This is a genomic window from Rhizobium sp. MHM7A (assembly GCF_005862215.1).
Lineage (GTDB): Bacteria > Pseudomonadota > Alphaproteobacteria > Rhizobiales > Rhizobiaceae > Rhizobium > Rhizobium bangladeshense.
Genome location: NZ_VCHT01000008.1, coordinates 12,696 through 27,861, shown reverse-complemented (window position 1 = coordinate 27,861; position 15,166 = coordinate 12,696). Strand labels below are relative to the sequence as shown.

Genomic DNA, 15,166 nt, shown 5'->3' with positions numbered 1-15,166 from the left:
GCGGCGCCGCGCGGGCAATGAGGGATGCATCCCCCCTTATTCGCGAGCAAGTGCGGCATCGATCGCGGCCATGACTTCGGCCGGCAATGGTCCCTTATCAAGCGCGCCGGCATTTTCCTCGACCTGGGCGACTGTGCGGAAGCCCGGAATGGGGAAGGTGCGCGGCGACCGCGCCAGGAGCCACGCAAGCGCCCCCTGCGTCAGCGTGCGGCCGCCCGACGTCAGGAGACCGCGGACCGCATCGAGCCTTGCGGCAAATTCCGGAGCCATTCGCCCGTCTTTGAAATAGACCATCCAGTCGAGCGCCGCGCCGCGGACATCCTTGGCGCCCACTGCCTTGTCGGCGCTGAACTTGCCAGTGAGCAGCCCCATGGCCAGGGGACCGCGATTGATCGATATCAAGCGATTTTGCTCGATGACCGCGATCATTTCCGGCACCGGCTCGAAGACGTTCATCGTATGCTGGACCGAGACAAAGCCGTTGCGGCCGGCGTGCCGGGCGGCCCGATCGGGGAAATCGGTGCTCCAGCCGAATGCGTCGATCTTGCCTTCGGCGCGTAGCGCCTCCAGCGTATCGAAGACGGCATCCGACTGTTCCAGCGGAAAATCATTGAGGTGAAACTGCAGGAGATCAAGGCGATCGCGCTTGAGACGGCGCAGCGACGTCTCGACCGAGCGGCGAATAAAAGCCTCATCGGCGAAGGCGCCGGTTGCCTGTTTCGTCGCCGGGTCGGTCGCGAAGCCGAATTTGGTGGCGACGATGATGTCGTCACGATTGCCCACCGCCCGGCCGAGAACCTCCTCCGAATGGCCGGCGCCGTAATTCGAGGCAGTGTCGAAGAAGCGGATGCCGAGTGCGATGGCGCGATGGATCGCCTCGACGGATTCATTGTCGTCGACTTCGCCCCAGCCGAGCGGCGTGTCACCGGCGAAGAAAGGGCCGCCGATTGCCCAACATCCCATGCCGAGGCGCGGAATTTCGCGGCCGTTCCAGAGCGTGATCATCGCCGGTGATGCGGTCCTGGTCAGCATGAGCTCCTCCTTGATTGGCATTTTTCAAGAAATAGGTGCGGCTCATCGGCGGGTAAACCGCCAAATCCGGAGGATGTTTTGCAGCCGTAAAAAACGGGGTCAGGCGGAGACGCCGTTTGGACCGGAAAGCGTCCGCAAAGCTGGATCAAGCGCCCTGAGTGCAGCCTGGACAAAGCCGTCACGCGCTGCTGCAGCCTCCATGCCGCGCGGTTCGTAAACGTGGCGATGCAGGAAGAATTCCGTCAGACGGAACGCGGCTGCAAGGCTGTCGAAGTCCGCCGCCTGGTTGCCTTCGAAACCAAGGAAGGGCGGCAGGATCAGCATCTTGTCGGCCCACGGTGCACCGGCGCTGCGGCTCACGGCGCGGCCGGATTTCGGCGAGACATAGGCGAGATCCGAGCGAGCGCCGGTCGCCGCGCATTCGGCAAGATCGAGACCGAAGCCGAGATCGTTCAGCACCGCCAGCTCGAAGCGTACGAAAAGCTCGCCGGCATCGGCCGGATTATGCAGGTGATCGAGGATCACCTCCAGCGCGTCGAAGAGGTGCGGATGCGGGTCGCGCTCCGGCAGCAGCCGCAGCAGAGCGCCCATCGCCTGCACGCCGTAGACGGCGGTCGCGGTTTCCATCAGGCGGGCGGCGCGCAGCGTCACCGGCTCGACGCGGAATTCGCCGAGATGTTCGTCAAGCCGGGCGCGCCAGACGACTTCAACGGCATTGCCCGGCTGCAGCACCGGCTGCATGCCGCGCGAACGGCCGGACCGCACCAAGCCAAGGTGACGGCCGCGATCACGCGTCATCACCTCGGCAATGACGCTCGTCTCTCCGTGGCGTTTGACGCCCAGAATGATTGCATGGTCCTGCCACTGCATAGAAAGTCCCTTCGGCCGCTTGGCCCATCCTAACGCATAAGTCGGATAACCGGAATCGACTTCCCGAAGGATTTCCGCAGTTTCAAAGCGATAAGGTCTTTGCGCGCAGGACTACGCTCTCAAGCAGATCCAGCTTCAATCAGGGGGGAGTCATGCCGCAGCAGGCAGAAGCCTCTGCAGGAAGTCGCGCATCGCCTTTTCATCGAATGGCTTAACCAACAGCGGTATGTGCTGAAGGTCGCACGGGAAGTCCCGTATATCGGAATAGCCGCTGACAAAACCGAAGGGGATGCCGGCATCGAGAAGATGGCGGGCAAACCCGAAGCTCATGCCCTCGCCGAGATTGATGTCGAGAAGGGCGAAATCATATCTTTCCGCAGCAATGGCGGCTCTTGCCTGATCGAGACTGCCAACAATATCGATACTGTCAACACCCGCGAGGCGCAGGATATCCTCCGCCTCCATCGCTATGATCAGACTGTCCTCGAGAACCAAAACACGGAGTGCGTTCATGATTCCCTGCCCCTCGTCGCGCGCTTGTCGCAGCGCCTCGGCCGTATCGCCAACATCATTGCCCTCCGGTGCCCCGCATGGCACGCTATCGGTGAATTCCGCCACCAGTTCTGAATAAACCATTTTTCTGCCCGGTCGATAAGAATCAAAATCGGAGGAAAGATGACGACCGACCTTATTTTTCCGGATGCTAAACTGCATTTAAAAAAGACATAGACCGATTGGCTAAATGAAAGGACGCTTGCCCTCTCCAAGCCCTTCCCAGCCGGCGATTGCCATTAACTCCTCACCGTTTTGAACTTCGCAGCCGCGCTCCTGCCAGCGGATCAGACCGCGTTCTCCGAGTTTTCTCAGTGTCTTATTGGTGTGAACGATGGAAAGACCGAGAGTGTCGGCGATGTGCTGTTGAGTGATGGGGATGAATTTGCGGCCGTTGAAGAGATCAAGCTTCCTGCCGCGCTCATACAGGAAAGCGATCAGATAAGCGGCTCTTTCCAATGCGGTGCGGCGGCCGACGCTCAGGAGATGCTCATCCAGTATCCGCTCTTCCCGGGCGGCGATCCAGGTGATGTCGAAGGCGAGCGAAGCATGTTTGTTGTAGAGCGTCATCAATCGGTCACGCTCGAAAACGCAAAGGGAAACGGGTGAAAGCGCTTCGATCGAATGCTGCATCTCGCCGGCGATCGTTCCCTGCAGGCCGATCAGGTCACCCGGCATGATGTAATTGAGAATCTGGCGGCGCCCGTCCTCGAGCATTTTGTAGCGGAAGCCCCAACCCGAAAGCACGGTGAAAAGATGAGCGCTGTGGGCGCCTTCGACAAGAATGGTGGAGCCGGCGTCGACGGCAAGTTCGCCTCGCTTGAAACGCGAAACGAATTCCAGTTCGTCACGGCTGAACTCCCTGAAATGCGGCAGAGGCCGCAAGGGACATAGCTCGCAAGGGGTCTTGAAAGAATAGATGCGTTTCGACGTAGCCATGCCTGCCCTGCGGTCGCGCAAACGACGGCCCGTCTGACGCGTCGCCGACCAGGGAATGCGCAGAGCCCGGATTTCGTTCCGCAACGAAACGGATTTTTTCCTACGAAACAAAGGGCTGGACGCTGCCCGATAAAATCGTTGCCATCCCTATTTAGGGAATTCGAGGCCCATTTCTCGGAAACGCTCGGGATCATCGCCCCAGTTTTCTCGAACCTTTACGAAGAGGAAGAGATGAACCGGCTGCTCCAAAATCTCCGACAATTCCTTGCGGGCGGCCGTCGAGATCGCCTTGATGGTTTCACCGCCTTTGCCGAGGGCGATCTTCTTCTGGCTGTCACGCTCGACATAGATCACCTGCTCGATACGAACCGAGCCGTCCTTGCGCTCCTCCCACTTTTCCGTTTCGACATGCGAGGAATAGGGAAGCTCCTGGTGCAGGCGCAGAAACAGCTTTTCGCGGGTAATCTCGGCGGCAAGCTGGCGCATAGGGAGATCGGAGATCTGATCTTCCGGATAGTACCACGGCCCCTCCGGCAAGGTGCTGGCCAGATAGTCCATGACGTCGTCGCAGCCGGAACCGTTTTCGGCTGAGATCATGAAGGTGCGTTCGAAAGCAATCTTTTCATTGGCGGCGGCGGCCAGCGCCAGCAGATCCTCCCGGTTCACGCGGTCGATCTTGTTGAGCACCAGGATTTTCGGCTGCTGGACTTCCTTGAGGCCCTCAAGGATAGCTTCAGCATCACCGCGCAAGCCGCGCTCGCTGTCGATCAGGAGCATGATCAGATCGGCGTCCTTGGCGCCGCCCCACGCCGAGGTCACCATGGCGCGGTCGAGCCGGCGGCGCGGCTTGAAGATGCCGGGAGTGTCCATGAATACGATCTGGGCGTTGTCATGGATGGCAATACCGCGGACGATCGCGCGCGTCGTCTGCACCTTGTGGCTCACGATCGAGACCTTGGCGCCGACAAGGCGATTGACCAGCGTCGATTTGCCGGCATTGGTCGGCCCAATAAGCGCGACGAAGCCCGAATGCGTCGGACCATGGGTTTCTGCAGCAGCTTCGGCCGCGATATCTTCTTCTTGTGTCATTGTCCCGTCAATTTCCGGCAGGCGACTGCTGCCAAATGCCTTCGCGCTCGAGCATCTTGGTCGCCGCGACCTGTTCGGCGGCACGCTTCGACCGCTCTACGCCGGTTTCCGGCTTTATGCCAGCGACTTCCACCGTCACTTTGAAACGGGGATCATGATCCGGTCCGCTGCGTTCATCAACCCGATAGATCGGCGTGACGCCGAATTTTGCGTGTGACCATTCCTGCAACTCGGTCTTGGCGTCTCGCTTGGCGCCGTCCGCCCGCACCGCCCTGCCCTGCCAATAACGCAGGATGAACCTACGGGCGACTTCGAGACCGCCATCGAGATAGATCGCGGCGATCAGGCTCTCGACGACATCGGCGCGCACATTCATCATGCGCTTGCCGGTCAACTTCTTCACATCGGCGCCGGTGCGGATATAAAGGTGGAGATTGAGTTCGTCGGCGACCGCGGCACAGGTTTCGGCGCTGACAAGCTGGTTGAGGCGAACGGAGAGCTCACCCTCCCCCGCCGTGCCGAAGGTGCGGAATAGAAGCTCGGCGATGCAGAGCCCGAGGACCCTGTCGCCGAGAAACTCCAGCCGTTCGTAATTGCCGCCTTTTTCCGTGCGGGCGCTGGCGTGGGTCAGCGCGCGGTCCAGGCGTGCCTTTTCGGCGAAGTCATGGCCGATCAGGCTTTCAAGCTTTGCGCGGTCCGCCGCAGAAAGCGTCTGCGCCTTGCTCATTCAACAACCTTGAAGAGGCGATCCCAGCGCATGTTCGTCGGCCACTTCCAGATTTCGCGGAAAGACGTGTCGTTTCCGAGCGAGAAGAAGATGACGCTGGCGCGGCCGACAAGATTTTCAGCCGGCACGAAGCCGACGTCGAAGCGGCTGTCGAGCGAGTTGTCGCGGTTGTCGCCCATCATGAAATAATGGCCTTCCGGCACGATGAATTCGCGGGTGTTATCGCCGCGCGAAACCGGAGACTGGTCGAGCGTGTCGTAGGTCTTGCCGCTATCCAGCGTTTCTCGGAACACCGGCACGTCCTTGCCCGGATCGAGCTTGTAATCCGAAGTGAAGCTGCCATCCGCCACCTTCGGAACCGGCTTGCCGTTGACATAAAGGACGCCGTCCGTGACCTGGATACGGTCGCCGGGCAGGCCGATGCAGCGCTTGATGTAATCAACATCAGGATTTGGCGGGAAACGGAAGACCACGATATCGCCGCGCTTCGGCTCGGAGCTGAAGATGCGGCCGCTGAAGATATCAGGCGAGAAGGGCAGCGAATATTTCGAATAGCCGTAGGCGAACTTATTGACGAAGATATAATCGCCGACGAGCAGCGTCGGCATCATCGAGCCCGACGGAATGGTAAAGGGCTGGAACAGCACGGTTCGAATCACCATCGCCAAAATCAGCGCCTGAATGATGACCTTGATATTTTCCCAAAGGGCGTTCGGCTTGGTTTCGACTTTTTCGGACACGCAGTCTTATTCCTTTAAGACGCCGTAAAGGCGCAATTCTTTCTACCGTTCTCTCTAGCGGCTTCGGCTGGTTGCGGCAATGGCGACAACATCAAAAGCGACGAGAGGTCGCGATCAGGGGTTCTCGGGCAACGCCTCGATGATAACGAATGCCTGCGCCAAGGGATAATCATCGGTTATTGTCAAATGAATGGCGGCTCTATGGCCCGCGGGCAGCATCGATTCGAGGAGCACGGCGGCGGAACCGGTCAGCTGCATGGTCGGCTTGCCGCTCGGCAGATTGACGACGCCCATGTCCTTCCAGAAGACACCCTGGGCCATGCCGGTGCCGAGCGCCTTGGAACAGGCCTCCTTGGCGGCGAAACGCTTGGCATAGGATGCAGCGCGGTTTGCCCGGCGGTCTGAACGGGCACGCTCGGTCTCGGTGAAGCAGCGATGGGTGAAGCGCTCGCCGAAGCGCTCGATCGATTTCTCGACGCGACGAATGTCGATCAGATCGCTGCCAATGCCGATGATCATGCCGAAACCTTCCGTCGCTTAAGAATTCTGCACCGGCTCATGCGCTCGCCATGTCGCTCGCCGGGCTTGCCGGGCGCAGGCGCGCCCGCTCCATCAGCCGCGTGCGCCGGCGCGTCTGAAAACTTTTGACGGTGTAGAACGTCAACGCATAGAGCGCAACGGAGGTCACGATCGCCGGCGGAATGGCGCCGATCAGCATCGGCTCCAGCACCGGCCTCCATAATTCCGTGAAGTTCAGCTTATGAAAGAGCGCGGCGAGATCCACAGCCTGACCGGCCAAATGATCCTCACGGCTCAACAACAGATGGCCGATCTCCCAGGTGACACCCCAGATGAAAGGATAGGTCAGCGGATTCCCGAAGGCGGCGCAGCCGAGAGCCGCGGCCACCATGTTGCCGGAGAGGAAATAGGTGATGACGAAAGCCATGACGAAATGCACGCCGACGAACGGCGTCCACGAGACGAAGACGCCCGCGGCGACGCCGGCCGCAACCGCATGCGGCGAAGCGCTCAGGCGCAGGATGCGCATTGTCAGGTAACGAATGGGGCGAAGGAAACCTTTTCGGGGCCATAGAAGCTCCCGCATCTTTTCCCTGAAGCCCGCGGGCTTGCGACGGCGAAACAACATGGCCGCTATTTAGTGCAGCGCACAGGACCATGACAAGAGCGGCAAATTATACCGCCCGAAACAGCTCGCTGGCCAATCTCGCAAAGGAGCACTTCATACCGAGGGGCGCTCGTTACACGTAACGTCCCTCACTCGACCAAGTAAAAAGGCAGTATCAGCGATTGCGGAACAGGCCGCGATCGACCTGGCGCTGACGAAACTCGAGATCGATACGATCGAGCGAGCCGTTCAGATAGGCCATTTCACGTTCCTGTGTGGTCGGAGCGCGAAAGGCGCGAGCGATTTTCCTGATTGGATCAAACATTACCTTGTCTCATCTTCTGTTTACGTTTTTGATGACCAGAAGATAGTCCTGCCAAGAGTTAATTACCACCGCCGCAACATGGACACAGCTATGCGCGCAATGCATTCCTTGCCTTATTGCTGCGCCCCACGATGATAAAACGCTCATAAAATGTGCATTTGCCGATCGGGCCAGGACCATGGCAGGCTTAACAAATGCCTACTCGTAGAGCCGCCGGACCGTGGCGATGCAGTCCAGTTCCTTCATCTGGGCGAGCAACTGGTTGAGTTGCCGCAGGTCCCATACCTCGACGTCAAGCATCATCTCGGTGAAATCGGCTGCCACCCGCACGGTGTTCAGCAAGCGGATATTGACGTCGAGCCCCGCAACAGTCTGGGCGACCTTGGCAAGCGTGCCGGGCTCATTCAAGGCATTCACCATGATGCGGGCCATGAAACGCGACTTGTTGGCCTCGTCGAGATCCCAGCGCACGTCGATCCAGCGGTCGGGCTGGTCGTCGAACCGCTGCAGGCTCGGCGACTGGATCGGATAGATGGTGATGCCCTTGCTCTGATCCATAATGCCCACGATGCGGTCGCCGGGCACGGCGCCGGTCGAGGCAAACTTGACATCGACGTTGCCGGACAGACCGCGGATCGGGCCGACATCGACATCGGCGTCGATTTCCGAATGACCGCCCTCGGTTCCGACCTTGGTCTTGCCCGGGATCTTGAAGATCATGCCTGCGGCGCTGCGGACGTTGAACCAGCCGTCGTCGCCGGAGGGCTTGACGGTGACGCGCTCGTCCTGGTGGTCGGGATAGACGGCGCGCAACACGTCAAGCGAGGACATCTCGCCGCGGCCGACTGCCGCGATCGCATCCTCGACATCCTTCTGGCCCAGACGATGCAGCGCCGGCTTCATCGCCTCGCGCGAGAAAATCTTGCCTGCCCTATTGAAGGTACGCTCGAGAATGCGGTGACCGAGACCGGCATATTGCTTACGGATCGCCATGCGGGTGGCGCGGCGGATGGCGGCGCGCGCCTTGCCGGTGACGACGATTTCCTCCCAGGCGGCGGGCGGAACCTGCACGCCGGAGCGGATGATCTCGACCTCGTCGCCATTTGCCAGGCGCGTCACCAGCGGCATGATGCGGCCGTTGATCTTGGCGCCAACCGTGGTGTCGCCGATATTGGTGTGGACCGCATAGGCGAAATCGATCGGCGTGGCGCCGCGCGGCAGGGCAATCAGCTTGCCCTTTGGCGTGAAGCAGAAGACCTGATCCTGGAAGAGCTCGAGCTTGGTGTGCTCAAGGAATTCCTCCGGACTGTCGCCTTCGGCGAGCGCCTCGATCGTGTGGCGCAGCCAGGAGTACGCATTGGATTCGCGCGAAAGAATGTCGCCGTCGGCATTGCTGGCACCGTCCTTGTAGAGCGTATGGGCGGCGATGCCGAATTCGGCGATTTCGTGCATGCGCTTCGTGCGGATCTGCAGTTCGATGCGCTGGCTGGAGGGGCCGACGATAGTGGTGTGGAGCGAGCGGTAGTCGTTCTGCTTCGGCGTCGAGATATAGTCCTTGAAGCGGCCGGGCACGACGCGCCAGCGCGTATGGACAATACCGAGCGCGCGATAACAGGATGGGATATCCTCGACGATCAAACGGAAGCCGTAGACATCGGAAAGCTGCTCGAAGGAGAGCGACTTCGACTGCATCTTGCGGAAGACGGAATAGGGCTTCTTCTGCCGGCCCTTGACATAGGCGCTCGTCAAGCCGCTTGCGACCAGCAGGTCGCGCAGCTCGGCCTCGATCTTCTTGACAATGCCCTCGTTGCGCTTGGAGAGCTCTTCCAGCCTTTTCGTGACAGTCTCGTAGGCCTCCGGGTTCATGTGCCGGAAAGAAAGCTCCTCGAGTTCCTCGCGCATGTCCTGCATGCCCATGCGGCCGGCGAGCGGCGCATAGATTTCCATCGTCTCCTCGGAGATGCGGGCACGCTTATCGGCCGACATGTGATCGAGGGTGCGCATATTGTGCAGGCGATCGGCAAGCTTGACGAGCAGCACACGCACATCGTCTGATATGGCGAGCAGCAACTTCCGCAGGTTCTCCGCCTGCTTGGCTTTCTTGGTGACGAGATCGAGCTTCTTGATCTTCGTCAGCCCTTCTACAAGACGGCCGATATCCTCGCCGAAGAGCTCGTCGATCTCGGCGCGCGTCGCCGTCGTATCCTCGATCGTGTCATGCAGAAGGGCAACGGCGATCGTCGATTCATCGAGATGCATATCGGTCAGGATGGCAGCGACCTCGAGCGGATGGGAAATATAGGGATCGCCGCTCGCGCGCTTCTGCTGGCCATGTTTCTGCATGGCGTAAACATAGGCCTTGTTCAGCAGTGCTTCATTGGCATCCGGCTTGTATTGCTGAACCCGCTCCACGAGCTCGTACTGCCGCATCATTCCAAAGCCACTCCAACAAAATAAAAGCGCGCCAATCAACGATTGGCGCACACATGGGCAATAATATGCCTAAGCATTAAAGGCGCAAGATTGACGATTGGTAATCGCCGCTCTTTTCCGGATCAGATCCGGTCGAAGCGCTTAATAATCGTCGCTCTTTTCCGGCGGCACGAGGCCCTCGATACCGGCAAGCAGCTCTTCTTCCGACATCTGGTCGAAAGTGATCGTCTCCGGCAGATCGTCCTGCTCCTCGCTATCGGCGGCAGCGGCGGCGCCGGCGGCGATCATGCTGGCCGGATCGGGCTCGGGCTCATCTACTTCGACATGCTTCTGCAGCGAATGGATCAGATCTTCCTTGAGATCATCGGGCGAAAGCGTCTCGTCGGCGATTTCGCGCAGCGCCACGACAGGATTCTTGTCGTTGTCGCGATCGATGGTGATCGATGCACCCTGGGAAATCAGCCGGGCGCGGTGGCTGGCGAGCAGAACCAGTTCGAAGCGGTTCTCCACCTTGTCAATGCAATCTTCAACTGTGACACGGGCCATTGCCTGTCCTTTACGGTCGTCATTTCGGGATTAGCACGCCCGATACAATTAAAACCGGGCAAATACAAGTTTTTCGTTCCGGCCTCTCGTCTTTATCCGCGACCGAGCTAAATTTCCATGGAGAATGTGACAATTCCACCAAAGGTTGCTTGGAATATGCGGAATCGTGCCCTAAATCTCTCTTATATGAACACTTAGTAAAGTAAGCATCAAATCAAAGGTCACAATAAGCCATTGTATTTATTGGAATTTGATGCCGTGCGAATTTCGATTTCTCTCATTGGAATTAGTAAGCGATGTTTGACCCACGCGAAAAAATTGCACTCTTCATCGACGGCGCCAACCTCTACGCTGCATCCAAGAGCCTCGGTTTCGACATAGATTACCGCAAGCTCTTGAAAGCATTTCAGAAACGCGGCTACCTCCTGCGCGCCTACTATTATACGGCATTGATCGAGGATCAGGAGTATTCATCGATCCGCCCTCTGATCGACTGGCTCGACTATAATGGCTACAAAGTCGTCACCAAGCCCGCCAAGGAATTCACCGATTCCATGGGCCGGCGGAAAATCAAGGGCAACATGGACATCGAGCTTGCGATCGACGCCATGGAGCAATCGGAAACCGTCGACCATCTCGTCATCTTCTCCGGCGACGGCGACTTTACGAACCTCGTCGAGGCGCTGCAGCGCAGGGGCCGCAAGGTCTCGGTGATCTCGACCATGGCGACGCAGCCGCCGATGATCGCCGACGACCTACGGCGGCAGGCCGATCATTTCATCGACCTCCTGTCTCTGAAGGCTGAGATCGGTCGCGATCCCTCGGAGCGGGCGCCGCGTCCGGCCGAAGTTGCTCCGGCCAGCGATTTCGAAGACTGATCGAAGCGCACCGCAATCCGATCATCTGCGACGTGGCGAGTCAGCCATTATCCTTCAACAAGCGGCTCTTCTGCCGGTTCCAATCGCGTTCCTTCTCGGATTCGCGCTTATCGTGCAATTTCTTGCCCTTGGCGAGCGCCAGCTCCATCTTTGCCCGACCGCGATCGTTAAAATAGATCTTCAGCGGGACCAGCGTCATGCCTTCGCGGTTGACGGCGGAGCGCAGACGATTGATTTCACGGCCCGAGAGCAAGAGCTTGCGGCGCCGGCGCGGCTCGTGGTTGAAGCGGTTCGCCTGCAGATACTCCGGCAGATAAGAATTGATCAGCCAGATCTCGCCGTCCTCATCCGATGCATAGGATTCGGCGATATTGGCCTTGCCTTCGCGCAGCGACTTGACCTCCGTGCCCTTCAGCACGAGACCCGCCTCGTAAGTATCGATGATCTCGTAGTTGAAGCGGGCCTTGCGGTTTTCGGCCACGATCTTGTTCACCACGCGCTGGCTGCCTTTGGGGGCCATGACGATATTCCCTTCGAGGCGCGCGAAAAAGCCGCGCCCTCATTGCTTGCCCTTTATGTAAGGGAACGACCCGGCCTTGTGAAGACGACCGGCCTCCTCAGTTCAGCAGCCCTGCGTGGCGCATGGCGGCGTCGATCGCCGCTTCGGTTGCCGGCTCCAGCGTCGAAAGCAGCGGTGAGCGGACGTTGCGGCTCATCCGGCCGAGCTTGGAGAGACCGTATTTTGCGCCGCAGAGGCCGGGCTCAAGGAAGATCGCCTTATGCAGCGGCATCAGCCTATCCTGATATTCCAGCGCGCGGGCGTATTCGCCGGCCAGGGTCGCGGCCTGAAAATCGGCGCACAGGCGCGGGGCGACATTGGCCGTAACCGAAATGCAGCCGACGCCGCCATGGGCGTTGAATCCAAGCGCCGTCGCGTCCTCGCCCGACAATTGCCTGAAGTCCTTGCCGCAGGTGATGCGCTGCTCGGAGACACGCTCGATCTTACCCGTCGCGTCCTTGACGCCGACGATATTCCTGTGCGCCTTGGCAAGCGCGCCCATCGTTTCCGGTGTCATATCGATCACCGAACGGCCGGGGATATTGTAGATATAGATCGGCAGGGTGACGGCCTCTGCAATCGCGGAAAAATGCGCGATCAGACCCTTCTGCGTCGGCTTGTTGTAGTAGGGTGTAACCACGAGCACCGCGTCGGCGCCGACCCTTTCGGCATGCTGGGCAAGCTCGATCGCCTCACGCGTGTTGTTCGAACCGGCGCCGGCCATGACGGGAACGCGTTTTGCGGCCACTTCAATGCAGAGTTCCACGACCCGCTTGTGCTCGGCATGCGAAAGCGTCGGCGACTCGCCTGTCGTGCCGACCGGAACGAGACCAGCGCTGCCTTCTTTGATCTGCCAGTCGACATGGGCAGCGAAGCTGTCCTCGTCGATCAGTCCGGCATCGGTGAAGGGGGTGACGAGGGCGGGAATGGACCCATTGAACATGCAAAGCTCCTCACGACCAAATCCTTGCTTCGGCCGCATTCCATGAATAAGAGTTGCGCACCATAGAGCGCCGAAATCGTCGCGACAAGCGCGCAGAGTTCGGTTTAGGGCAAATTCCGATAGCAGATGTGAATGAATTTTACCTGGTACGGTAAGGTTTCGTTAAGATGCCTCTAGCCAAATTGGCAGGGCGTGTTTTCGTTGCGAGATCCCGGATGAAGAAAGCTGTCCTGATTCTGACCGCCTTCGGCTTCGTTGCCGCCGCGTGGGGCAGCCTCGCGTCGCCGCTTCCCGGCGAAAGCATTCCCACGCCCGGCATCAAGCCGATCGGCTTCGTTCCCGAGACATCGATCCCGGAAGCGCTGACAACCGGTGCCATCCCGCGCAATCCGGCCGTCGCGCCCATCGCCAATGATCTGAAAACCGGGCTCGACGCCCTTTCCGCCAAGAATCCGCAACTGGCTCTCTCGATCCGCGACAGCATGCGCGAGGGTACGCTCGACCACCATATTCTCACCTGGGCGATCGCCGTGTCCGGATTGAAGGGCGTCCCCTCCTATGAAATCGCCAGCGCTGCGCAGGAGCTCAAGGGATGGCCTGGCCTTTCCCGGCTGCGCGCCTATTCCGAACGTGCGCTTTACGACGAAAACCCCGCCCCGTCGGCCGTGCTCGCGGCCTTCGGCGATACCGCGCCGGAAACGATGCAGGGCGCCGTCATTCTGGGGCGGGCGCTGATCGCGTCGGGCAAGCAGGCGCAGGCGGCAAAATATATCCGCAAGGTCTGGCGCACCGAGGCTCTCGACAAAGCGAGCGAAGACAAGATTCTTCTCGAGTTTTCCGCCCTGCTGACGCCGGCCGACCACAAAGGGCGGATGGACTATCTGATGTATCGTGGCCGGGTGGCGCAGGCCAAGCGCTTCGGCGACATGGGCGAGGCGCAGTCCCTCTACAAGGCCTGGGCCGCGGTCGACGCCAAAGCCGCCAACGCCGGCGCGCTGCTCAATAGCGTCGAGGCGAAATGGCGAGGCGATGCCGGCCTGCTGTTCGCGCGCATCGAATATCTGCGCAAGCAGGACAAATATGCCGAAGCGGCAGTGCTTCTGGAGAAGATGCCGCGTGAGGCGGGCGAACTCGTCAATTCCGGAGAATGGTGGAACGAGCAGCGGATCGTCAGCCGCGGTCTCGTCGATCAGGGGCAATTCAGACCTGCCTATCGCCTCGTCGCAAACTCCGCGGCAACCAGCCCAACAGATATTGTCGAGGCGGAGTTCCATGCCGGATGGTATGCGCTGCGCGGTCTGCAGGACCCGACAACGGCGGAAAGGCATTTCCGCAAGATTCTGGCGACGTCGAACGGGCCCATCTCGGTGTCGCGCGCCTGGTATTGGCTCGGGCGGGCAGCCGAAGCCGGCGGCCCTGGCAATTCCGCCGAATTCTACGGCAAGGCCGCGAATTTTCCCGGCACCTTTTATGGGCAGCTCGCGGCCGAAAGGCTCGGGCGGAAGACGCTCAACGTCACCTATCCCACGCCGAGCGCAGCCGACCGCCAGCGCTTCCAGGCGCGCGAAGCCGTGCAGGCTGTCGCCCGGCTCGAGGCAGCGGGCCATGGATGGCGCGCCGGCATTCTCTATCTCGCGCTCGCCGATCAGCTGCAGAGCCCCGGTGAACTGGCGATCCTTGCAGCGCAGGCCGAGCAATCGGGCGATCATCACCTGTCGCTGCAGATCGGCAAGGTCGCCTATGGCCGCGGCATCGATGTCGCCGCACTCGCCTTTCCGATCGGCGTGATCCCGGCGAATGCCAACATCTCTGGCTCCGGCAAGGCGCTCGCCTATGCCATCGCCCGCCAGGAAAGTGCCTTCAACCCGGCCGCCGTTTCGGCGGCAAATGCGCGCGGCCTGCTGCAGCTTCTGCCCGGCACGGCCCAGGCGGTGGCCAAGCGCCACAACATCACTTTTTCCAAGGACAAGCTGACGGCCGATGCCGGTTATAACGCGACGCTCGGCTCGCATTATCTCGGCGAGCAGATCGAGGCCTTCGGCGGCTCCTATATCCTCACCTTCATCGCCTATAATGCCGGGCCGAAGCGGGTGCCGGAATGGATCGGGCGCTACGGCGATCCACGCGGCAGGCCGATCGACGAGATCGTCGACTGGATCGAGCGTATCCCCTTCCCCGAGACGCGCAACTACGTGCAGCGGGTGATGGAAAATTATGAGGTCTACAAGGCTCGCCTCGGCCAGCCGACGGATATCGAACGCGATCTGATCGGTGGACGCAGCGCCTCCTGAAGCCGTTTGACGCGGTTTGAAAAGCAGGCTGGTCTTTGTTTTTCCGCATGTCTTTATCGCAGAACCGCTGCGCATTCTTGCGAGACATGCTCTAGATCTTCGCGATCAGACAGGTC

The 15,166-nt window shown here is 60.1% G+C and carries 16 protein-coding genes; 2 read left to right on the top strand and 14 right to left on the bottom strand.

Annotated elements, in window-relative coordinates; translation table 11 throughout:
* Positions 1-36 precede the first annotated feature (36 nt).
* The 12 genes from FFR93_RS23830 to rpoZ form a co-directional block, all read right to left on the bottom strand.
* Positions 37-1,032, bottom strand: coding sequence for an aldo/keto reductase (locus tag FFR93_RS23830; RefSeq protein WP_138395014.1), 996 nt, complete (start codon positions 1,030-1,032; stop codon positions 37-39).
* 99 nt (positions 1,033-1,131) lie between these two features.
* Complete coding sequence (gene recO / locus FFR93_RS23825) at positions 1,132-1,902, bottom strand: DNA repair protein RecO (protein WP_138395013.1); 771 nt, start codon at positions 1,900-1,902, stop codon at positions 1,132-1,134.
* A 150-nt stretch (positions 1,903-2,052) separates the two neighbouring features.
* Positions 2,053-2,538 (bottom strand): response regulator, encoded by a 486-nt coding sequence (locus FFR93_RS23820; RefSeq protein ID WP_138395012.1) that lies wholly within the window; start codon positions 2,536-2,538, stop codon positions 2,053-2,055.
* 102 nt (positions 2,539-2,640) lie between these two features.
* Positions 2,641-3,393 carry a Crp/Fnr family transcriptional regulator gene (locus FFR93_RS23815; protein ID WP_064707057.1) on the bottom strand — a complete coding sequence of 251 codons (753 nt, stop codon included), beginning with the start codon at positions 3,391-3,393 and terminating at the stop codon, positions 2,641-2,643.
* 147 nt (positions 3,394-3,540) lie between these two features.
* Positions 3,541-4,482 carry a GTPase Era gene (gene era / locus FFR93_RS23810; RefSeq protein WP_064706761.1) on the bottom strand — a complete coding sequence of 314 codons (942 nt, stop codon included), beginning with the start codon at positions 4,480-4,482 and terminating at the stop codon, positions 3,541-3,543.
* A 7-nt stretch (positions 4,483-4,489) separates the two neighbouring features.
* The gene (gene rnc, locus FFR93_RS23805; protein WP_064706760.1) at positions 4,490-5,209 is read right to left on the bottom strand and encodes a ribonuclease III; all 720 of its coding nucleotides are present in this window, start codon (positions 5,207-5,209) and stop codon (positions 4,490-4,492) included.
* Positions 5,206-5,949: a signal peptidase I gene (lepB, locus tag FFR93_RS23800; RefSeq protein ID WP_064706759.1), complete on the bottom strand. Its 744-nt coding sequence runs from the start codon at positions 5,947-5,949 to the stop codon at positions 5,206-5,208. Before lepB ends, rnc begins: the two co-directional genes overlap by 4 nt.
* Before the next feature lie 114 nt (positions 5,950-6,063).
* The gene (acpS, locus tag FFR93_RS23795) at positions 6,064-6,468 is read right to left on the bottom strand and encodes a holo-ACP synthase (protein WP_064711132.1); all 405 of its coding nucleotides are present in this window, start codon (positions 6,466-6,468) and stop codon (positions 6,064-6,066) included.
* Positions 6,469-6,505: 37 nt separating this feature from the next.
* On the bottom strand, positions 6,506-7,096 hold the full coding sequence (locus FFR93_RS23790) for a DUF2062 domain-containing protein (protein ID WP_138395011.1): 591 nt from the start codon (positions 7,094-7,096) through the stop codon (positions 6,506-6,508).
* Between the two features lie 154 nt (positions 7,097-7,250).
* A complete protein-coding gene (locus FFR93_RS23785; RefSeq protein WP_064706756.1) occupies positions 7,251-7,400 on the bottom strand; it encodes a DUF3563 family protein in 150 nt (49 codons plus the stop codon).
* A 198-nt stretch (positions 7,401-7,598) separates the two neighbouring features.
* Positions 7,599-9,833, bottom strand: a complete 2,235-nt coding sequence (locus FFR93_RS23780) for a bifunctional (p)ppGpp synthetase/guanosine-3',5'-bis(diphosphate) 3'-pyrophosphohydrolase (RefSeq protein WP_064706755.1) — start codon at positions 9,831-9,833, stop codon at positions 7,599-7,601.
* Positions 9,834-9,974: 141 nt separating this feature from the next.
* Positions 9,975-10,379 carry a DNA-directed RNA polymerase subunit omega gene (gene rpoZ / locus FFR93_RS23775; protein ID WP_064706754.1) on the bottom strand — a complete coding sequence of 135 codons (405 nt, stop codon included), beginning with the start codon at positions 10,377-10,379 and terminating at the stop codon, positions 9,975-9,977.
* 296 nt (positions 10,380-10,675) lie between these two features.
* Between rpoZ and FFR93_RS23770 the strand changes: the two genes are divergently transcribed.
* Positions 10,676-11,257: an NYN domain-containing protein gene (locus FFR93_RS23770; RefSeq protein WP_003546927.1), complete on the top strand. Its 582-nt coding sequence runs from the start codon at positions 10,676-10,678 to the stop codon at positions 11,255-11,257.
* Between the two features lie 40 nt (positions 11,258-11,297).
* On the opposite strand, the gene smpB is transcribed toward FFR93_RS23770, so the two are convergent.
* A complete protein-coding gene (gene smpB, locus FFR93_RS23765) occupies positions 11,298-11,777 on the bottom strand; it encodes an SsrA-binding protein SmpB (RefSeq protein WP_064706753.1) in 480 nt (159 codons plus the stop codon).
* 97 nt (positions 11,778-11,874) lie between these two features.
* Positions 11,875-12,759 (bottom strand): 4-hydroxy-tetrahydrodipicolinate synthase, encoded by an 885-nt coding sequence (gene dapA / locus FFR93_RS23760; RefSeq protein ID WP_138395010.1) that lies wholly within the window; start codon positions 12,757-12,759, stop codon positions 11,875-11,877.
* Between the two features lie 215 nt (positions 12,760-12,974).
* Here dapA and FFR93_RS23755 point away from each other — a divergent pair, with 215 nt between their 5' ends.
* Positions 12,975-15,050 (top strand): lytic transglycosylase domain-containing protein, encoded by a 2,076-nt coding sequence (locus FFR93_RS23755; RefSeq protein WP_138395009.1) that lies wholly within the window; start codon positions 12,975-12,977, stop codon positions 15,048-15,050.
* Positions 15,051-15,166: the final 116 nt, after the last annotated feature.